The organism is Marinobacter sp. OP 3.4 (assembly GCF_036224885.1).
Classification (GTDB): domain Bacteria; phylum Pseudomonadota; class Gammaproteobacteria; order Pseudomonadales; family Oleiphilaceae; genus Marinobacter.
The window spans coordinates 1-21,248 of record NZ_JAVVLT010000096.1 but is presented as its reverse complement, the minus strand read 5'-3'; the positions used below and the strand labels follow the sequence as shown (position 1 = coordinate 21,248).

The following is a 21,248-nucleotide window of genomic DNA, read 5'->3' as shown; positions in this document are numbered from 1 at the left end:
TCAGGTGTCGTCCCCATCAGACGGCGGCGCATTGCCCAACAGTGAAGGGAAGGCTTCCAGCTCGCTGTTGATGGCATCCAGGTTGAAGGCGTCCACGTCCGCCATCAGCTTTTCCGCATAACGGGTCACCGCCCGCGACCGATAGCGCTGGCCCCAGCTCAGGACCCGCGCCGCGAAATAACGCATCTGCTCCGGATCACCACTTTCCCGGACGGTGCGCCACTCATCACCGAAATCGTCCCGTAGCTGCTCCTTGAGCCAACTCCGCTCCTGCATGTCGAGGGTTTCGGTCATGGGCGCCTGGCTGGCCTGGGGCTGGTCCTCAGGCTCCTCCGCCATGGGAACCACCTGTACGTCCGGCAGCACCAGGGTAAAGGTGGAACCCTGCCCCTGGGTACTCTCGACGCTGAGTTCCCCTCCCATCATGCGCGCCAGCTTGCGGCTGATGGCCAGGCCCAGGCCGGTGCCGCCATACTTGCGGCTGCTCTGGCCCTCCTGCTGCTCGAAGGCGTCGAAGATTCGCTCCCGCTGGTCGTCCGCAATGCCGATACCGGTGTCGGTGACTGCAATGATCAGGCGACAGAACTCCTGATCATCCCGCTGCTCCATGGCGGACACGGTCGCCCGCAGGGTCACCCCGCCTTCATGGGTGAACTTGATGGCATTACCCACGAGGTTGAACAGCACCTGCCGCAGCCGGGTCTCATCCAGCACCATGCCCGTCGGCATATCCGGGGCCACGCTGACCTCCAGGCTGACGTTGTGCTCCCGGGCCCGCAGGTCGAAGATATGGCGCACGTCCTGCAACATCCGGCGCAGGCTCACCGGGCCGAATTCCAGGCGCATCTTGCCGGCCTCGATGCGGGACAGGTCGAGGATGTCGTTGATCAACATCAGCAGGCTGCGACTGCTGGCACGGATCGCATCCAGGTAGTGGTTCTGGCGGGGATCGGTCACCGTCTTGCTGAGCAGGTCACTGTAGCCGATCACCGCGTTCATGGGCGTGCGTATCTCATGGGACATATTGGCCAGGAACTCACTCTTGGCCCGGTTGGCGCCCTCCGCCTCCCGCGCCAGCCGCTCGGCCTCCAGTTTGGCGGCCCGCAGTTCGTCCTCGCTGCGCCGCAGGGCATGTTCCGAACGGATGCGCTCATCCACTTCCCGGGACAGCTTGCGGTTCCAGTAAAGGAAGATGAGCACCACGACCACCGCGATCAGCACCACCCGCTTGATGGCGGTGTAGTCCCGGTCCTGCTCGATATCCAGGTACACCCAGCGATTGTAGATGGCGTCCTTCTCGGCGGCATCAATGTTGCCCAGCCCCTTGTTGAGGATACGCACCAGGTCGCCCCGATTGCGGTTCACCGCCATGCGGAACTCATACTCGTAGGGGGTGATGCTGGTGATCCGCAGGTTCGACAGCCCCAGCTTGGCCACGGTGTAACTGACCCCGGGAATGTGCGTGACCATCACATCCAGGTCGCCGTTGGACAGGGCCAGCAGACCGTCCTGGACGGTATTGACCGGGTAGATATTGAGATCCGGATGGTTGATCAGCAGGTAGTCATGGGCGGCATGCTGACTGACAACACCCACCCGCTCCTGGCGCAGTTCCCGCAGGTCACCGATGAACCGGCCGTCCTCCCGGATCACCACCACGATGGGCAGGGTGAGGTAGGCCCTGGTAAACAGGAAATCCTCTTCCCGCCTGGGGGTGCGGGGCAGCGCCGGGAGAATGTCGATATCGCCGTTGCGCAGCATCTTCTCGGCCGTGGCCCAGTCGGAGACGGAACGTGTCTGGACATCCGTCCCCAGGCTGGTTCCCAGCCTCTGCACCAGGTCGGGGACCAGCCCCCGGGGGCTGTTGTTCTCGGTGAACTCGAACGGCGGCCAGTTCTCCCGATAGGCTACCCGCAGGGGACCGTGCTGGCGCAGCCATTCGCTTTCAATGGAACTGAGGGCCAGTCCCTCCGAGGTATCCCGTTCCACCACCGGGTCGGGCAACCAGGCGGATCGTATCCTCCTATGTTCATTATGACTGATGGCCTCGATGGTGCGGTTCAGCACGGGAATCAGTTCAGCCCGCTCCTCCCTGACTTCCAGTACCACATCCACCGGGTGTTCGTCCAGCAGGACGATCAGGCCAACGCCGTTGATCAGGGCCGACTGCAGGTAATCCGACACCACCGGCACCGGCCCCACAAAGGCATCGGCCTGGCCCGACAGCACCATGCTCACCGCCTCGCTGATGGTGGCCACGGGCACCGGGGTGAAGTTGTCCACGGAATCCAGCAGGGCGTACTGGTTGCTGTCCTTTCCCACCAAGGCGACCCGTCGGCGCTCCAGGTCCGCCAGCCGGCGGATACCGGCATCACCGGGGTCGGCAAAGATGCCATAGGTAAGCTGCATGAAAGGCTGCGTCCGCAGCCAGCCATCCGCCTGCGACTCCTCGGGCCGTCGCGTGCTGACCCGCAGGTCCGGCTCACCAGTGTCCTGCCCTTCCGACTCCACCCGCTCCGTCCCCAGGGAGGTCACATCAAGACCAATGCGGAGCTTTGCGGCCATCAGGGTCAGGTAGTCCACATAGGTACCCGCCAGCCAGCCTTCCGCCGTCACAAAGGCCAGCGGGGTCTGTCCGGCCCGCACGCCCACTTCCAGCTCGTCGATGCTTTCCACCAGGGCCAGTTCATCGGCCCCGAGCACCGGCCAGGGCAAGGGTGTATCGGGCTCCGCCGCCACATGGGGAATCGCCAGGGACATCAGTACCAGGATCAGGAAAAGGGCCAGTCTCACTACAGTTCCAACTCCCTGGCATACTCCACACGGTTGCGGCCATGGGTCTTGGCCTGGTAGAGGGCCTTGTCCGCCTCGTCGAAGACGAGGTCGGGCTCTATGTCCTCCCGAAACCCGGAAAAGCCCGCGGACACGGTTACCCTGACCGGCTGACCCTGGAAGTGGAACGGCATGTCCGCCACATGGCGGCGAATCTCATCCAGCATGCCGGCGGCCTGTTCGGGTGAGGTTTCCGGCAGTATGGCGACAAATTCCTCGCCACCATAGCGGGCCAGGAAGTCCGTGGCGCGCAGACGTTCCTGGATCGCCTTGGCCACAAGCTGGAGCACCCGGTCCCCGGCCTTGTGGCCGAACGAGTCGTTGACCCGCTTGAAGTAGTCGATATCAATCATGGCCAGGGTGACCGGGCGTCCATAACGCTGCCAGCGCTGGTACTCGAACCGGAGCCGCTCGTCCCAGGCCTCACGGTTGGGTAGCTGGGTCAGGATATCGGTAAGTGCCCGGGCCCGTTCCCGCTCCAGTTGCTCACGAACCTGGTCGCAATGGGTTTCCATGGCCACGAGCTTTTCCCGCATGAGCATCATCTGCTCAGACACCTGCTCCTCCCGCCGGTCCTCCTGAGTCCGGAACGCCTCCACGGTCCGGGCGATCCGCTCGATGTGACCCGACACGGAGGTGCGCAATTCCGCCAGATCGGAGCTGGTTTCCAGGCGGCCCCCCAGTTCCGACAGTTCCGCCCGGAGGGTCCGCTCCAGCTCGGCGGCGGATGTCCGCCGCCCCTCGATAACGTCCGCATGGTCACTGAGATGGCCATAGAGAGAGGACAGCCGCTCATCGAGACGTTGCAGGAAATTCTGGAACTCCCGCTGGCTGTGGGTGACCACGGCAATCACCAGATCCGCGGTTTCATCCAGGCTCTGGCGCAGCAAGTCCCAGTCATGGAGGTCGGACAGGCGTGATCTCAGGAGGACCGCCCGCTTATGGGTGTCCGGTGGCAGATCCACCTGCTGCATGATCCGCTCCATCAGTTCACCCACCCGACGGGCGATACGCAGGCGCTGCTCCCCGTCTCCCGGAACGGTGCTGAGGGGATCGTCCGCCCCGGTGGCCAGTTCGAGCTCATCATCCTGCGCCGGTGGCCTGCGAGACTCCGGTCCGGTATCCACTGCCGCCTCATCGCCACGCTTGAAAAGCCGGTCCAGCAACCCCCGTTCCCGGCCATTGCCCGGGGTCGGGTGGGCCAGGGCTCTCTCGGTTGCCGCGCAGAAACCCTCCAGCCAGGGAAGCAGTTGCTGACGGGACAACCCCCGGGGGCCCAGCTTCTTGCGCAGTCGCTTGAGGTCGGAACCCACCGTCTGGAACAGGTCATTCCCCTCTACCGCCGATAGCAGTTCGCCCAGGATCCGCCCTGCCTGGCGGGCATCCCCGGCCACCTGATCATCCAGGCGCTCGAGTTCATCGTCCAGGCGTTCCTGGAAGTCCCGGAGGATGTCCAGGTCACGGTCGCGCCCCCGCAGGTACTGGCGCAGCTCGGACACCAGCGCATCCAGGCGCCCGTCCTGGCCCTCCGATGCCAGGCTGGTACGGGCCAGCAGGCGCTCAATCAGGTAGCGAAGCTCGGTTTCATCGGCAGCGGACGTGGGCTGACCAGCGTTTCTTGATGACATATCCAATCCCGTTCTGCTGAATTCCGTCTCTCAATACGCCCCGACAGGACCGCTTGAACCTGGGAATATCACAAACCCCATGACCACTATAGCGAATCCCCGGGCACGGGGCCCTTTTCAGACGTCAGCCCCTTCCGGCGCCTCGCCCGGGGATGGGCATTATCATAGACCCGGGCAAGGTGCTGGAAGTCCAGATGGGTATAGACCTGGGTGGTGGCGATATCGGCGTGTCCCAGCAACTCCTGCACCGCCCGCAGGTCGCCACTGGACTCCAGCAGGTGGCTGGCAAAGGAGTGTCGCAGCATGTGTGGGTGCAGGTGCTGGTCCGCGCCATGATGGAGCCCCCAGCGGGCCAACCGCTGCTGCACGCTACGGGTGCTGAGTCGCTGGCCCCGGCGACTGACAAACAGCGCATTCTCGCCCGCATCGGCCAGCGCCGGTCGTAGGGCCAGCCACTCCCGCAGGGCCTTGGCCGCCTTGCGACCCACCGGCAGCACCCGCTCCCGGTTGCCCTTGCCCCGTACCCGCACCTCGCTGTCCGGCAGATCCAGGTGTACCAGATCAAGGCCGGTCAGTTCCGACAGCCGCAGGCCCGATGAATAGAACAGCTCGAACATGGCCAGGTCCCGGACTTCCAGTGGGTCGTCCGGGGTGGCATCCAGTAGGTGGCCGAGTTGATCGGCATCAGCCGCCACCGGTAACCGGCGGCCGCTTTTCGGCGCCCTCACATCCAGGGCCGGATTGCTCCTGGCGCGGTTTTCCCGGATCAGGTAGTCGTAGAAACGGCGGATGGCGGACAGTGCCCGTGCAATACTGCGGCCCGAGAGGCCTTCCCGGTTGAGAGTGGCGGCATAGCGCCGGACATCCGCCACGGTCAGCATGGACCACTGGTCGATGGGGGGCGACTGTTCACAGGCCCAGTGCATCAGCCGTGTCAGGTCACGCCGGTAACCCTGGCAGGTGTGGGGGGACTGGCGACGTTCGGCGGACAGGTGGTGGAGAAACGCAACCACCCCCTCGGTCAGGCTGTCGGGCAGGGCCTGCCTGTCGGACTCATTGCGGTTCAAGCTATCCTCCCGATCCAGTCCAGCCGGCACCATGGCCAACACCCGACGCCACCTAACCGGTTGGTCAAGCCGTCGCCAGTGCCGGTCACGTCAGCGGGATTCGGCCACCGCATCCAGCACCGGTTCCACCTGGCGATGGCGCTGCAACAGGGGCGGCAACAGCCGGCTCAGGGTGTCGCTGATATAGGACAGGAACAGTGACCCCATGCTCTGGTCGAAATACCCCGGCTGACAGCTCCCCACGGCAAAGACACCGATCAGGCGATCCGTACGCAGGGGCACCAGTGCCACCGAGGCCACCGGCTCATCACGACCGGGGAACAGGAAATTCCGGTCGGACTCCCGGAACTGGCCGCAGACCGCGCGTTCGCCGTCGAGCAGGGCCCCGAGCTGGCGGTTGGCATCCTCGTCGGACACCACGTGCAGGGCGCCGGTGGTGCTGCCCGCCGGCAGGGAGCCCCCCACCAGCATCAGTGAGGCGGCGTCCAGGCCGAAATCGCCGCGGATACTGTCGTCGATGGCGGAGGCCATCTCGGTGAGGTTGCGGGCTTCAATCACCTGCATCAGCAGGCGCTTGCTCTTCTCGAACAGGCGATCGTTCTGGCGGGCAATGGAGACGAGTTCCACCAGCTCGTGGCGCAGGGTGTCCCGCTGCTCCCGGTACAGGTGCACCTGTCGCTCCACCAAGGAGATGGCCCGCCCACTGTCGTGGGGTAGGGTCAGGGCGCGCAGCAGCTCGTCCCGGCCGATAAAGAAATCCGGATTATTCCGCAGGTAATCGGCCACCTGCTCGGCGGTCAAGGTTGCATCCACTGAAGGTTCCCCTGTTATCGCGACGGCCTTCTGCCGGGCCGTTGTGTGTCACGGTTCCTATGGTCGCCCGGCTCAGCGGTCCGCGGGCCGGCGTTCCGGCTCGCGTGCGGAGGAATGACGGCGACCCCGGCGGCGATTGTCGCCAGGCAGGCGGATCTGGCCGTCAAAGACACGGGCGGTTGGTCCTTCCATCATAACAGGGGCCCCTTCCCCCTGCCATTCGATTACCAGGTCGCCCCCCGGGAGTGTGATCCTGACACGCTTGCCCAGCAGCCCCCGCAGTTGTCCGGCGACCACCGCAGCACAGGCACCGGTGCCGCAGGCCAGGGTTTCCCCCGCGCCGCGCTCGAACACCCGCAGCCGGGCACGGCCGGGGTCCAGCACCTGCAGGAAGCCGATATTGGCCCGGGCCGGGAATCGTGGGTGCCGCTCCAGGGCCGGCCCCAGGGTCTCCACCGGTGCCGTGTCCACATCGTCCACCAGCAGCACCCCGTGGGGGTTGCCCATGGACACCGCGGAAAGCTCCAGGGTCTGGCCGTTCACCTCGACGGGGTACACCGACTGGCGGGATTCCGCCGCAAACGGGATGGCCGCCGGGTTCAGTTCCGGTACGCCCATGTTGACGGTGACCCAGCCGTCCCGACCCACGCGCAGTTCGATCACCCCGGCGGCGGTCTGCACCCGGATCACCCGGCGGTTGGTCAGGCGCTGGTCGCGTACAAAACGGGCAAAGCAGCGGGCGCCGTTGCCGCACTGCTCCACCTCGGAGCCATCGGCATTGAAGATGCGATAGCGGAAGTCCACGTCCGGCAACCCGGGCGGTTCCACCACCAGCAACTGGTCGAAACCAATACCAAAGTTCCGGTCCGCCAGCTTGCGGATCATCTCCGGGCGCAGGCGGAACGGCTGGCTGATGGCATCCACCACCATGAAATCGTTGCCCAGGCCGTGCATCTTGGTGAATGACAGCGTCGGGCCCTGGCTGCGTGCTGGTCGACTCATCCCATGCTCACTCATTGCGGCAGGCAGTGTTCGTGGCGGAGCTGGTCATCCAGGGTTTCCCGCTCACGGATCACGTGCACACGGTCGCCGTCCACCATCAGTTCCGGCGGGCGGTTGCGCGTGTTGTAGTTGGAACTCATGACAAAACCATAGGCCCCGGCGGACCGGACCGCCAGCAGGTCGCCCGGCGCCAGCGCCAGGATGCGATCCTTGCCCAGGAAGTCGCCGGTCTCGCACACCGGGCCCACAATATCCCAGGACTTCGCCTCCAGGTCGGAACGGGGCGCGGCGGGCACGATGGCCTGCCAGGCGCTGTACAGCGCCGGGCGGATCAGGTCGTTCATGGCGGCATCGACAATGGCGAAATTGTGCTGGTCGGTGCACTTGAGGAACTCCACCCGGGTCAGCATGATGCCGGCGTTGGCGGCGATGGAACGCCCCGGCTCCAGCACCAGCTCCAGGTTACGGTCGCCCAGCCGTTCCACCATGGCGCCGATGTAGTCCTGCGGCGCCGGCGGCTGCTCCTGCTCATAGGTCACGCCCAGGCCACCGCCCATGTCCAGGTGACGGATGACAATGCCGTCCTCCGCCAGACGGTCCACCAGTGCCAGCACCCTGTCCATGGCGTCCAGGAAGGGCGCCACCGTGGTGAGCTGGGAGCCGATGTGGCAGTCCACGCCCTGGATATCCAGGTGGGGCATGGCGGCGGCACGGGCATAGACCCTGGGGGCGTCGGCGATGTCGATGCCGAACTTGTTTTCCTTGAGACCAGTGGAGATGTAGGGATGAGTACCCGCGTCCACATCGGGGTTCACCCGCAGGGACACCGGCGCCTTCACACCCAGCTCGCCGGCCACCTGGTTGAGGCGGTCCAGTTCGGTGTCGGATTCCACATTGAAGCAGCGTACGCCCACCTCCAGGGCCCGGTGCATTTCCCAGGGCTGCTTGCCCACGCCGGAGAACACCACCCGGGCCGGATCACCGCCGGCACGGAGCACCCGTTCCAGCTCGCCGGCGGAGACGATATCGAAACCGGCACCGAGACGGGCCAGCACATTGAGCACCGCCAGGTTGCTGTTGGCCTTGACCGCATAGCAGATCAGGTGGGGACGCCCTGCCAGGGCCCTGTCGTAGGCCCGGTAGTGGTCCTCGAACGCCGCCCGGGAGTACACGTAGGCCGGGGTACCATGGTCCCGGGCGATGTCGGCCACGGCTACCTGTTCCGCGAACAGCTGGCCGTCGCGATAGTTGAACTGATCCATGAATAAATCCTGTTAACGGGTCTCGGCGTCTTCATCCGCCGAAGAGACAGCAGTGGTGGTTTCCTGGGGACGCTCCAGCGGCCCTTTCTGGCCGCATCCGGCCACCAGGCCAGACATCAACACCAGCACAGCCAGGTAAATCGCAGTTCTCATGGTCAGACCTTCCTGCCTCATCCGGCGACGGCCCCGTCACGACAGGGCTGCACCTCGAAAAAATCAATGGAGCAGTATACCTGAGGGAGCCCGGCGAGAGCGAGCCACGGAGCGACAGGTCAGGCCAGCCCCAGCTCCCGGTTCAGGGCCTGCTGGAGCTGCTGGCGGTACCAGAGGTACTGGCAGGTCTGGAGTTCCTGCTGCCACATTTGCGGATCCAGATCATGGGGCAGATGGAGGTCGGTGAGATAAACCGGGTAATCCTCACCACTGCGCCGGAGCTGGCGGACGTAGTGGGCCACTGCCGCCATCTGCCGGTCGCCGTACTCGGCAAGGCTGAATTCCTGCTCATCGCAGTACAGGTCGAAACGCAGGCTGCCGTCCCCCTGCTGCACCCCCACCGCCTGCAGCTCCATGCCATCCAGCGACAGGGATTCCGGCGCCAGGGGCGTGCGTTCCAGGCGGGCCTCGCCGGCCTCGACAATCACCTCGGTACAGATCAGCCCGGCGACCGGACTTTCCGCCCCGGCCATCTGGCGGAGCTGTCTGCGTTCGGTCAGGTTTTCCAGGAACCGCATGAGCGGCAGCAGTGACTGGCGCCGGCTGCCGGACCAGGGTTGGCTCCAGCCGTACAGGGAGCCGGTCTCATCGGTGACCCAGAACCGCAGGCGACCGTTGCCCCGCTGCCAGAACATCTGGATGACATCCGGCTGGCAGGCATTGCACACGGCGCGGAAGGCGGGATCCTGTTGCAGCGCGTACCGGTCCGGCACCACTGGCGTGTATTCCTCCTGGGGCCGGGCCAGGTAGCCCATCAGCTCCTGATCCGAAGCCAGACCGATAAAGCCGGGCTCCAGCCCGTCGAAACGCAGCACGAACCAGCGCTGATCCACCTTCAGCAGGTAGCGCAATGGGTGTGGCCCGGTGCCACCGGCGAAGAACTGCCGGGTGACGTCCTCCACCAGCTCACGGATACGCCGGGAAATGGCGGTGGCGTGACTGCCACCGGCACACCACACCTTCACTACCGGTGGATGGGCCGGATCCCGGGCCACCAACGCCAACAGGTTCTTGAGGCACTGCACCAGGGCATCACCGGTCACGTAACGCTGCAGACTGATTTCCCGCCAGCTGTTGATGGTGACCTGCTCGATGGTGGCCACCAGGTTGTCACGGCCGCCGCTGAACCCAAGGGAATCGTGCTGGCCGCTGAGCTTGTGCAGGCCGCGTTCGGTAAGCCTGGCCAGGGGATCGACGCCCACGTTCACCAGCAGGAGATGGGTGTCCGGTCGCACCGGCGCCATCAGCGCCTCCCGGGACGGCGGCTCGGGCACTCCCAGATGCTGGCCGATAAACGCCGTCATGGCCCGCAGGCCCTTCACTGTCAGCGCTGGGGCGGGGGCATCCGGCTCCTGGTACTCCTGGCGCAGGTTGATCCGTGTCGCCGGCGACAGCAGGCCATTGCACTGGCACCAGACCACCAGCTCCACGAGGCTGCCGGCCCGACGGATCGGCGACTGCCAGACGATGTCCGCCAGGCTCTCCAGGTTACGGAACAACAACCACCCGTCCGATGTGAGCTGGCGCGCGGAGGTGGTGCGCTGGCAGAACGACAGGTTCTCCTCGGCCAGGGACGGCGCGATCCCGGGATTGATGATCTCCACCTTGCCCGCCTTGCGCTGGAAGACGGCATAGAGCTTACGACCGAGCAGGTCCAGGTCGGCCTTGCTGATACTGGCGCGAACATTGTCACTGCGGGCCATGTACGACAGCAGCCGGTAGCTGTGGGTCAGTTCCGACACCACCCGACGACGCAGCTCCATGACCAGCTCCACCCGCCATTGGTGTCGGGCATCCAGCTCGGACAGGGTCTCCCGTTGCCAGCCCCATTCCGACACCAGCTCCCGTAGGATACGACCCTGCCAGCGGCTAGCGGTCTCCCCGGCCCGGGTCAGCGGCAGACCGGTCTTCAGGTAGAGAGCGCGCCGCACCAGGTCCAGCCGTTGCGGGGCGTCCATGGCCGTCAGCCAGCGCTCCAGCCGACGGTAAAGCATCACGTAGGGGTCCACCGCGTCCACCGAGGTCTCGCCATGGTAGACGGCTCGCTTGAAATCCCCGGACAACAGGCCGTTGTCCCGATCACGGGCGTAGCATTCGATCAGCAGCAGCTTGAGCAGCGACTTCCAGGGGGAATCGATACCCTTATAGAGTTGCCAGACGCCAGCCCCCAGGAACTCGGTAACGGGGACAGAAGGCACGGCCCCGAAATCCAGGTACTCATCCGGGCGGATGAAGCGGTTGTCCTGCAGGAACCGGGTCAGTTCGTCGTAGCGCGCTTCCTCCTCCACCGGAATCAGCCACCAAAGGGGATAGCGCCCTCCCAGGTGAATCGCGGTGCGATAGAACTCATCGAGCAACAGGTAATGCTGGGCACTGCCGCAGTTCTCCGTGGTGACCTCCGCCTGCTGCCGTCCCTGGCGGAAATCCTCGGCACTGAACACGAACAGGTTCAGCTCTAGGCCGTAATCCGCCGCCCAGCGGGTGAGTCGTTCGGCCTTCTCGTTCAGGGCGGCCACCCGCTCCGGCGGCAGGTCACCCCGATGGCACACCCAGACATCCAGGTCACTGGCCACGGAATGCCCCAGGGATCCGGGGCTGCCCATCAGGTAAAGACCGGTCAGTTCCGCCGCCCCCTTTTTTCCGGCACTGAAGCGGAACGAGCGGGCCAGGCGCTGGGCAGCATGCATGGCCTGATCCGAGGGTTGATACCGGTCCAGTCCCCGGGGGCAATCTGTGGCATGGTAGCCCGGCAGGGCCGGATGGTTGAGATGGAACACCAGCGGCAGCAGGTCCAGCACCACCTGTTGCCGCCAGGTCAGCGCCGAGCGGGCACGGTCCAGCCGCAGCTGGTTCAGGGTGCAGAAACGATCGGTAATGCGCCTCAGGACCTTGCGGTCAACACCCTCGGAAAAGTCCACCGATACGGCATGCGCTGGCGTCATCGACACCACTCCGGGATCGAGACGTTTCCTTTCTGCGTTTTATCTGTACAATGTGATCGGGTTGGCATTTGGATAGCCTAACAGAACATCTAACTAACTGAGCGGGTCATCGGTACTGACCACCTCGGATTCCCGGCACCGGACGCCAGAGCCAAGCAATACTGGAAAGAATAATAACGCAGTCCGGCGCGCCGACCTGTTTACGGAGCGACAACAGGGACTGAGACAGGAGTACTCTGACGTGAATGAGCTCGTCATCTGCCGCCACCGACCGGTTGCCGGCGAGGGCGTGACGACCATACTGACCGTGGACCAGGACGGCACGGTAACCGCGACGGACCCCAACCTTTCCGTGGTTCTGGGGTACAGTAGCAGTGACATCGAAGGTCGCCCCCTCAAACAGCTGATTGCCTCTGCAGAAGATAATCCGCTGAGCCCGGACTATGCCGGCTACCACGACAGTGGCCGCCCCCTCACCGTCACCCTGCGCCATGGCCGTGGTTATTTTATGGCAGCGAAAGTAACCGTGCGCAAGGCCAGTGCTCCCAAACCAATGGCCCGTTCACAGACCGCGGACACCCTGGTGGTTCCCAAGCAAGCCCCCGTACAGCGGGCCGGTCGATCCCCCCACCGGGAACACATTGCCCAGACCAAGGCCATGCTGGCCCATATCCGCTCTTGCCTTGCCGATGGTGGCCTGCCACTGGAATTCCAGCCCATCGAAGCCCTGACGACCAGGACAAACGGGCTGTGTTTCGAGGTGCTGGCCCGGCTGCGCGGCGCCGACGGCGCCGGGACCGCCATGACGCCATCACAGTTCCTGCCCCTGATAGAGCGCTTCGAACTGTCGCGACGCCTGGACCGACAGGTGATCAAGCAGGCACTGTGTCACCTGTATAATCACCCGCAGGTGGCCGGCTCAATGGGCTATTGCGGCTTCAACCTGTCCCTGGGGTCCCTGCAGGACCGCACCTTCCCCGGATTCATTGCCAGGGCACTGGAAAAGACCGGCCTGAAACCCGAGTCCCTGTGTTTCGAGATTCCGGCCCACCATGCCGTCGCCTACACCGCCGACTGCCGCCAGATCTGCCGCATGCTGCGCCGCCTGGGCTGCAAGACCGCCCTGGACGGGGCCGGCAACAGCATGGACAGCTACCGTCTTGCTGGCCGCCTGCCGGTGGACTATATCAAGCTTGCCCCGGAGCTATTGCGGGGGCTGCGGGACGAACCCACCCACCTGGTGATGATGGAAGCGCTGCAGCGGATCGCCAATGCCTCCGGCAAAATCACCATCGCCACCGCCGTTGAGAACGACATTGCCCGTCAGCGGGTGCAGAACCTGGGCATCCACCTGATCCAGGGCCGGCTGGTCAGTGCGCCCCGCCCCCTGAAGGAACTGGGCACCCCCGACCAGGGCAAATGGTCGACCGGCGCCATCGCCTGAATCGGCAACACCCCGGCACGCCCCGTTAGCGATCACCCCAACCGCGACCGGGCACGACCAACCGCCGCCCTCACCTGATCCGGCGCCGTGCCGCCCATATGGTTCCGGGCCTGCACCGACCCCTCCAGGGTCAGCACGTCGAAGACATCCTCGCCGATGGTATCGGAAAACTGCTGCAGCTCCGCCAGGGTCATTTCCGACAGATCCTTCTTCTCGGCCACCCCAAGGGCCACTGCCTTGCCTACGATCTCATGGGCATCCCGGAACGCCACACCCTTCTTGACCAGGTAATCGGCCAGGTCGGTGGCGGTGGAGAAACCGCGACGGGCCGCCTCATACATGCTGTCCGCCTTCGAGGTGATGGCGGGAACCATGTCGGCGTAGGCCCGCAGGCTGCCCTTGACGGTATCCACGGTGTCGAACAGGGGTTCCTTGTCTTCCTGGTTGTCCTTGTTGTAGGCCAGCGGCTGGCTCTTCATCAGGGTCAGCAGGCTGACCAGGTGGCCGTTGACGCGACCAGTCTTGCCCCGCACCAGTTCCGGCACGTCCGGGTTCTTCTTCTGGGGCATGATCGAGGAGCCGGTGCAGAAGCGGTCCGGCAGGTCGATGAAGTCGAACTGGGCCGAGGTCCACAGCACCAGTTCCTCGCTGAAGCGGGACAGATGGGTCATCAGCAGGGCCGCGAAACTGCAGAACTCAATGGCGAAGTCCCGGTCACTGACCGAGTCCAGGGAGTTCTCGGTGGGCCGGTCAAAGCCCAGCAGCCGCGCGGTGATGGTGCGATCGATGGGATAGGTGGTGCCGGCCAGGGCCGCCGCCCCCAGGGGCATCACATTGACCCGCTTGCGGCAGTCCTGCAGGCGTTCGGCGTCCCGCTCCAGCATCTCGGCCCAGGCCAGCAGGTGGTGACCGAAGGTCACCGGCTGGGCCGTCTGCAGGTGGGTGAAGCCGGGCATGATGGTGTCCGCCTCCCGTTCCGCCAGGTCCAGCAGGCCACCACGCAGGCGGGCCAGCTCGGCGGCGATGGCATCGATCTCGTCCCGCAGGTAAAGGCGGATATCCGTGGCCACCTGGTCGTTGCGGCTGCGACCGGTGTGGAGTTTCTTGCCGGTGATGCCGATGCGCTCGGTGAGCTTGGCCTCGATGTTCATGTGCACATCTTCCAGGCTCACGGACCACTCGAACTCGCCCTTCTCGATATCCGACCGGACCCCTTCCAGCCCCTGGATGATCTGATCCTTCTCGTCGGCGGTCAGCACGCCCACCTCCGCCAGCATGGTGGCGTGGGCGATGGAACCGCGGATATCGTGGTGGTACAGGCGCCGGTCAAAATCCACGGAGGCCGTGAACCTTTCCACAAATGCGTCGGTCGGCTCGCTGAAACGGCCTCCCCAGGGTTTTTCAGAGCTCTTGTTCTGGTCGGTCATGGTGTATCTTTCCTGCTGACGGCCCGGCAGAATGATCCGGGTGCGAAAAAATGTGTGCGGATTATAACACTCCGGAGAGGACTCTCACCCGCATGACTGTCAGCAGTACCAGAAACCGTCAGCAGGACGATCCCGGCGCGCCACTCAACGGGTTCTTCGTGCCGGACCTGTGCCGGGTGCGATCCGTGTTCATGCTGGTAATCACCAGCGAACTGATGGTGCTGCTGCTGGCCATGGCCCATGCCCGGGGCCAGTGGCTGGACTGGAACTATTTCGGCCTGGTGTCGCTGCTGGTGCAGTGGACCGTACTCACCAGCGCGGCGCTGATCTGCCTGGCCCGGCCCTGGCTGTCGAGCCTGTCCACCGCCCGGGCCACCCTGGCCATGGTGACCCTGGTGGCGCTGGACGTCCTCCTGTTCAGTGGACTCGCCGGTGTCTTCCTCTACCCGGAATCCATCGCCGAACACGGGCAGGCCATGGGCAAGAGCCTGCTGATTGCCATCATCGCCACCCTCATGGCCCTGCGCTATTTCTACCTGCAGCACCAGTGGCGGCTGCAGAAGCAGGCGGAAATGACCTACCGGCTCACCGCCCTGCAGGCCCGCATCCATCCGCACTTCCTGTTCAACAGCATGAACACCATCGCCAGCCTGATCAGCACCCGACCGGAACAGGCGGAGGATGCGGTGCTGGACCTGTCGGAGCTGTTCCGGGCCTCACTCAGGACCACCGAGCGGGTGGTGCCCCTGAAGGAAGAACTGGGCCTGTGCCAACGCTACCTGGCCCTGGAGAAACTGCGGCTGGGAGACCGGCTCAGGGTGGAATGGCGCACCGACCCGGCCCTGGATACCCAGGCCATCCCCCCGCTGACCCTGCAGCCGCTGGTGGAGAACGCCATCTACCATGGCATCCAGCCCCGGGCCGAGGGGGGCACGGTGGTGATTGAAAGCCAGCGCAGCGGCCAGTACGTTTACCTGCTGGTACAGAACCCGAAACCGGAGGACGGCGCCCGTCAGCACCAGGGCAACCGGGTCGCGTTCAGCAACACCCAGGCGCGGATCCAGACCCTGTTCGGGGAAACCGCCGTGCTCAAGCACAGCCAGCAGGATGATCTTTACACCGTTACCCTGCGGCTTCCATGGCAGACCACAGGTACGACACCATGACCAGCCAGCGCCGCGTACTGATTGCCGACGACGAACCCCTGGCCCGGGAACGCCTGACCCGGATGGTGGAAGACCTGGATGGCTACCGGGTCAGCGGTGAGGCGGCCAACGGGGACCAGGTTCTCGACGCCATGGCCCGGGACATTCCGGACATTGTGCTGCTGGATATCCGCATGCCCGGCCGGGATGGCATGGAGGTGGCCGCGCACCTGTCCCGCCAACCCAATCCGCCGGCCATCATCTTCTGCACCGCCTACGACGATTACGCCGTCCGCGCCTTCGAGGTACAGGCGGTGGCCTACCTGCTGAAACCGGTGCGCCGGGAGGCCTTGGCCGGCGCCCTGGGCCAGGCGGAACGGCTGAACCGGGTACAGCTCCAGGCGTTGCAGGGGCAAGCGGACACCGACAGCCACCACCTGAGTGTCAGCAGCGCCCGGGGCACCGAACTGGTGGACATGACCCGGGTCAGGTATTGCGAAGCCGACCAGAAGTACGTCACCCTGCACCACGACAACGGCGAGACCCTGACCGACCTGAGCCTGAAGGCTCTGGAAAGCCGGTTTCCGGAGCACCTGCTGCGCATCCACCGGCATACCCTGGTCGGCACCCACTTCATCCGCTCGCTGGAGCGCCTTGAGGATGGTTCCAGCCAGGTCCGGGTGGCCGACACCAATGAAGCGCTGCCGGTGAGCCGCCGCCATGTGGCCCGAGTCAGGCAATGGCTCAGGGACCTGTAATCAACACCCGCTGACGGGACTTTTCAGCGCCATCGCGTTAGGCTTGTGCACAAGCAGGCGGGACACGGTCAGTGTATCTCCCGCCCTTCTCATTCCGCTCAACAAACACGGACACCATGGCAAAACGAACCCTTCGCATCGCAACCCGTACCAGCGCCCTCGCCCTGTGGCAGGCGGAACACATCAAGGCCGAGCTGGAGCGTCTGCACGACAACGTCGAGGTGGAGCTGGTGGGCATCAAGACCCAGGGCGACAAGATCCTCGACGTGCCCCTGGCCAAGATTGGCGGCAAGGCCCTGTTCGTCAAGGAACTGGAAGAAGCCATGCTGGACGGGCGCGCCGACCTGGCGGTGCACTCCATGAAGGACGTGCCCATGACATTCCCGGAAGGTCTCGGCCTGGTGGCCATCTGCGAACGGGAAGACCCCACCGACGCCTTCATCAGCAACGACTACAACACCGTGGACGACCTGCCCCAGGGCGCCGTGGTGGGTACCGCCAGCATGCGGCGCGAGTCCCAGCTGCGCAACCACCGCCCGGACCTGGATGTCCGCACCTTGCGGGGCAACGTCAACACCCGCCTGGCCAAGCTGGATGCCGGTGACTATCAGGCCATCGTGCTGGCCTCCTCCGGCCTCAAGCGCCTGGGGTTCCATGACCGCATCCGTTACACCCTGCCGGACGACCTGTCGCTACCAGCGGTGGGTCAGGGGGCCCTGGGTATCGAGTGCCGCGTCAGTGACCAGGAACTGATCGACCTGCTGGCACCCCTCAACCACCGGGACTCCTGGGACCGGGTCAGCGCCGAGCGGGCCCTCAACAAGCGCCTGGAAGGCGGCTGCCAGGTGCCCATCGCCGCCTACGCCCTGCTGGAAGACGAAGACACCCTCTGGCTGCGGGGCCTGGTGGGCACGGTTAACGGCAAGAAAATCCTGCGGGTGGAAGGCCGCTGCGCCCGGGCCGAGGGCGAGACCCTGGGCCGGGAACTGGCCGAGGACCTGCTCAGGATGGGCGCCGACCGGATACTGGCCGATATCTATGGACACACCCCAACCTGAGGGCGTGCGTGCCCTGACCGGCGCGCGGGTGCTGATCTGTCGGCCGGAACCGGAGGCCACCCGACTGTCAGGGGCCTTCCGGTCAGCCGGTGCCGATACCCGCACCCTGCCCGTGATGGAACGGGTGCCGCTGCCGGAAACCCCGGAAAGCCGGCAGGTGATCCTCGACCTGGACCTGTTCCAGCATGTCATTGCCGTCAGCCCCTACGCCGCCCGGCAACTGCTGGACCGGGTGGATACCTGGTGGCCCCAGTTCCCCACCGGCGTCCACTGGTACGGCGTCGGGGCCAGCACCGCGGCGGTACTGGAAAGCGCCGGGCTGACTTGCAAACATCCGTCGGAAGGCTTTACCAGCGAGGCCCTGCTGGCGTTACCGTCACTACAGGCCCTGACCCACGAGAAAGTACTGCTGGCCCGGGGCGAGACCGGTCGTGACCTGATCCGCGAGACCCTGGAACAGCGGGGCGCGTCGGTCACCCAACTACCACTCTACCGTCGCCAGCCGACCGCCCCGTCACCGGAGCAACTGGCGGACCGCCTGGACCGGTTCGCCCCCGACGTCATCATCGCGCTGTCCGGGGAAACATTGAACAATTTCATCGCACTGAGTGAGAATAGCGGCCATAATTGCCTGAAAAGTCTGTTGCTGGTTCCAACCGACCGGGTGGCCCAACAGGCCCGGGAGGCCGGGTTCGACCGGGTCATCTGCGCCAGCGGCATGGCAGACGAGGACATCGTGAACCGGGTGATTGGCTGCTATCCTCCTCACCAGACAGGACCAGCCCCGACGCCCGGATCGCCCTGACAGCCAGTAAGGATGCCTGTGACCGAATCCAACAATGAGAACCAGCTTCCCGCGACCATACCCGCCCATTCGGAGCCCCGCCGGGCTGCCCTCTGGCCGGTCTGGCTGGCCTGCCTGATCCTGCTGGCTGGCCTGATCGCCCTGGGGCTGTGGAGCTGGCAGCAGTGGCAGACCCAGCAACAGCTCCGGCAGTCGTTGCAGCACGTCACCGAGATGAACAGTCAACTGGACCAGCGACTGGACCAGGGCCGGGACAGCCGCACCGAACGGCTGCAATCCCTGGAGACCACCCTGCGGGAGCAGCAGCAGAGGCTGAACGAGCAGCAACGGCAGATCGACCATACCGCTGGCGAATTGCTGGATGCCGGCAACCGCACCCGCACGGACTGGCTGCTGGCGGAAGCGGAATACCTGATGCGCATCGCCAACCAGCGCCTGCAGATCGAAAAAGATATCCGGGGCGCCCTGGCGGCCCTGGAATCCGCCGATGAGGTACTGCGGGAAACGGACGACGTGGGCGTCTACCCGGTACGGGAGCAACTGGCGCGGGAAATCATGGCCCTGCGCAGCGTGACCGACATCGACCGCACCGGCCTCTACCTGAAACTGGAAGCGGCCCGGGACACCGTCACCCGGCTCACGGACCGGGCCCTGATCGAGCAGGCCCCCGACTTCACCGGTTCCGGTGACGACCCGCAAAGCGATACCGTCAGCACCGGCGAGGAATCCAGCGCCCTCTCCCGGGCCTGGAAACGGGTCAAGTCGAGCCTGGGCAACGTGGTGTCCATCCGCCGGCTGGACGAACCGGTGAAGCCACTGCTGTCCCCGGACCAGAGCGCCTGGGCACGGCTGAACCTGCAACTGATGATCGAGCAGGCGGAACTGGCGGTGTTGCGCGGCCACGACAACCTGTACCAGCAGGCCCTGGACAAGGCCCTCACTTCCCTGGACACCTGGTACGACAGCAGCAACAACCGCATCATCGCCCTGAGGGACACCCTGACCGAACTGAAGGGGCGCGACATCAACCCGGAACTGCCGGACATCAGCCGCTCGCTGACGCTCCTGAAGGGTCGCATTGCCGGTCGTCACGCCAACACCGAGGCACCCATGAACGGCACCGATGCCCCGGACGACGAAATCCGGGAACAGCCCGCCAACAGCGGGGACGGTGAGTCATGATCCGCCTGGCGATCATCCTCGTCGTTGCCCTGCTGCTCGGGCTGGGGCTCAGCCAGGGCCTTCACTATGACCTGGGCTATATCCGTGTCAGCCTGGGCAACTACCTGATCGAGACCAATTTCTGGGTGGGGCTGGTGCTGCTGGTGGCGCTGGTATTGGTCCTGCTGACGGTGATCTGGTTTATCCGCCGCCTGACGCAACAGACGGGTGTCGTCACCCAATGGCTGGCAAAAGGCCAGCAACGCCGTGCCCGCCGCCGCACCACGGAAGGCCTGCTGGCCCTGGCGGAGGGCAACTGGCCCCAGGCCCGCAAGAAGCTGGAGGCGTCGGCGGAGCAGGCGGACACGCCACTGATCAACTACCTGGCCGCCGCCCAGGCCGCCTCGGAATCCGGCGACCATGACGATGTGGACGAACTGCTGCGCAAGGCCTTTGAAAGCACCCCCGGTTCCGATCTGGCGGTGGGCATCACCCAGGCGCAACTGCAACTGAACGCCAACCGGCTGGAGCAGTCGCTGGCCACACTGGTACGGCTGCGCAAGCAGGCCCCCCACCATCCGTTCGTGCTCAAGCTGCTGAAGAATGTCTACGTTCGCCTGGAAGACTGGCGGGAGCTGTCCCGGCTGGTCCCGGAACTGCGCAAGCGTCAGTTGGGTGACTCCGGTGAACTGGACCGGCTGGAACGCACGGCCTGGCACAAGTTGCTGCACCGGGCCGCGGACGAGTGCCAGCGTCAGGGTAACGAGGATATGACACCCCTGACCCGTCTGTGGGACGAGCTACCGGGGTCCATGCGGCGGGATGAGCACACCATCCGGGTGTACGCGGAACTGCTTGCCCGGGCCGGTGACGAGGCCCAGGCGGAAACCCTGTTGCGGAAGGTGCTGCGCAATCACTGGAGCGATGAGCTGATTCGTCTCTATGGCCGTATCTGCGGCTCCAAGCCCGATGAGCAGCTACTGGCTGCCGAGCGCTGGCTGCAGGACCGGCCCAACAACCCGGACCTGTTGCTGGCCCTGGGGCGCCTGAGCCTGCGCAATGAGCTCTGGGGCAAGGCCCGTGAATACTTCGAGACCAGCTTGCACCTGCGCCGTAACCAGGAGACCCTCGCGGAGCTCAGCCGGCTGAACGCCCATATGGGCGATGAAGAAGCCAGCATGCGGCTGTTGATGCAGGGCCTCGTCAAGGAAACCGGGTTGCCGGATTTGCCGATGCCCCGGGCCTGAAGCTTCGTTTGGAGTGGGCGGTCCAGGTCTGGTGCCTGGGCCGCAGTGGGGGACCTTTTTCCGCTGCAATTCACGGCCCGTCCATGGACCGACCTTGCACCGCGCCGTCCCTGGCGCTGCTCCAAAAGGTCCCCCACTACACCCCTATCAGGATTCGGAGTTACCTCAATGGATCGAGACGAATAAATTCCAGGAAGCACTCCCTCCTACCTGCCCAGGAATGGTTGGATAAGTCAGTAGCGTCTACCCCCTGATTCTGTGGGACTTGGGGTGGTGGTGCTTTCGTAGCAGGACCATGGATGGTCCGGTGCAAGGTCGGTACAGGACGTACCGTGAATTGCAGCGGAGAAAGTATCACCACCCCGAGGCCCTGCACCTCAACATGAAGGCTAGTGTCCCGTTCGGTTAATTCGCGCGCTTATTGTCAATTAAGCTCAGCTTTGC

16 protein-coding genes are annotated in these 21,248 nt (G+C 65.0%); 7 read left to right on the top strand and 9 right to left on the bottom strand.

What is annotated here, in order from left to right; translation table 11 throughout:
* The 8 genes from RO069_RS15340 to RO069_RS15305 form a co-directional block, all read right to left on the bottom strand.
* Complete coding sequence (locus RO069_RS15340; RefSeq protein ID WP_328188873.1) at positions 1-2,760, bottom strand: ATP-binding protein; 2,760 nt, start codon at positions 2,758-2,760, stop codon at positions 1-3.
* Positions 2,761-2,792: 32 nt separating this feature from the next.
* Positions 2,793-4,460: a diguanylate cyclase gene (locus tag RO069_RS15335; protein ID WP_328188707.1), complete on the bottom strand. Its 1,668-nt coding sequence runs from the start codon at positions 4,458-4,460 to the stop codon at positions 2,793-2,795.
* Positions 4,461-4,546: 86 nt separating this feature from the next.
* Entirely contained in the window at positions 4,547-5,497 is a 951-nt protein-coding gene (gene xerC, locus RO069_RS15330; RefSeq protein ID WP_442915380.1) for a tyrosine recombinase XerC, read from the bottom strand.
* Between the two features lie 120 nt (positions 5,498-5,617).
* The gene (locus RO069_RS15325; protein ID WP_328188705.1) at positions 5,618-6,340 is read right to left on the bottom strand and encodes a DUF484 family protein; all 723 of its coding nucleotides are present in this window, start codon (positions 6,338-6,340) and stop codon (positions 5,618-5,620) included.
* 72 nt (positions 6,341-6,412) lie between these two features.
* Positions 6,413-7,342 carry a diaminopimelate epimerase gene (dapF, locus tag RO069_RS15320; protein WP_328188704.1) on the bottom strand — a complete coding sequence of 310 codons (930 nt, stop codon included), beginning with the start codon at positions 7,340-7,342 and terminating at the stop codon, positions 6,413-6,415.
* 11 nt (positions 7,343-7,353) lie between these two features.
* Entirely contained in the window at positions 7,354-8,604 is a 1,251-nt protein-coding gene (gene lysA, locus RO069_RS15315; RefSeq protein ID WP_328188702.1) for a diaminopimelate decarboxylase, read from the bottom strand.
* A 12-nt stretch (positions 8,605-8,616) separates the two neighbouring features.
* Entirely contained in the window at positions 8,617-8,757 is a 141-nt protein-coding gene (gene lptM / locus RO069_RS15310) for an LPS translocon maturation chaperone LptM (RefSeq protein ID WP_328188699.1), read from the bottom strand.
* A gap of 119 nt (positions 8,758-8,876) precedes the next feature.
* A complete protein-coding gene (locus RO069_RS15305; RefSeq protein ID WP_328188698.1) occupies positions 8,877-11,759 on the bottom strand; it encodes a class I adenylate cyclase in 2,883 nt (960 codons plus the stop codon).
* Positions 11,760-12,000: 241 nt separating this feature from the next.
* On the opposite strand from RO069_RS15305, the gene RO069_RS15300 reads away from it, so the two are divergent.
* On the top strand, positions 12,001-13,203 hold the full coding sequence (locus tag RO069_RS15300; RefSeq protein WP_328188697.1) for an EAL domain-containing protein: 1,203 nt from the start codon (positions 12,001-12,003) through the stop codon (positions 13,201-13,203).
* A 32-nt stretch (positions 13,204-13,235) separates the two neighbouring features.
* Here RO069_RS15300 and argH read toward each other — a convergent pair whose 3' ends face one another.
* On the bottom strand, positions 13,236-14,630 hold the full coding sequence (argH, locus tag RO069_RS15295; protein ID WP_328188695.1) for an argininosuccinate lyase: 1,395 nt from the start codon (positions 14,628-14,630) through the stop codon (positions 13,236-13,238).
* Between the two features lie 92 nt (positions 14,631-14,722).
* Between argH and RO069_RS15290 the strand changes: the two genes are divergently transcribed.
* The 6 genes from RO069_RS15290 to RO069_RS15265 all read left to right on the top strand — a co-directional run bounded on the left by RO069_RS15290 (position 14,723) and on the right by RO069_RS15265 (position 20,804).
* Positions 14,723-15,796: a sensor histidine kinase gene (locus RO069_RS15290; RefSeq protein ID WP_328188693.1), complete on the top strand. Its 1,074-nt coding sequence runs from the start codon at positions 14,723-14,725 to the stop codon at positions 15,794-15,796.
* Positions 15,793-16,533, top strand: coding sequence for a LytR/AlgR family response regulator transcription factor (locus tag RO069_RS15285; RefSeq protein ID WP_328188869.1), 741 nt, complete (start codon positions 15,793-15,795; stop codon positions 16,531-16,533). Before RO069_RS15290 ends, RO069_RS15285 begins: the two co-directional genes overlap by 4 nt.
* A 116-nt stretch (positions 16,534-16,649) precedes the next feature.
* Positions 16,650-17,591: a hydroxymethylbilane synthase gene (hemC, locus tag RO069_RS15280; RefSeq protein WP_328188691.1), complete on the top strand. Its 942-nt coding sequence runs from the start codon at positions 16,650-16,652 to the stop codon at positions 17,589-17,591.
* Positions 17,572-18,396: a uroporphyrinogen-III synthase gene (locus RO069_RS15275; protein ID WP_328188689.1), complete on the top strand. Its 825-nt coding sequence runs from the start codon at positions 17,572-17,574 to the stop codon at positions 18,394-18,396. Before hemC ends, RO069_RS15275 begins: the two co-directional genes overlap by 20 nt.
* Positions 18,397-18,408: 12 nt before the next feature.
* On the top strand, positions 18,409-19,578 hold the full coding sequence (locus RO069_RS15270; protein WP_328188686.1) for a uroporphyrinogen-III C-methyltransferase: 1,170 nt from the start codon (positions 18,409-18,411) through the stop codon (positions 19,576-19,578).
* Entirely contained in the window at positions 19,575-20,804 is a 1,230-nt protein-coding gene (locus RO069_RS15265; protein ID WP_328188684.1) for a heme biosynthesis HemY N-terminal domain-containing protein, read from the top strand. Before RO069_RS15270 ends, RO069_RS15265 begins: the two co-directional genes overlap by 4 nt.
* Positions 20,805-21,248: the final 444 nt, after the last annotated feature.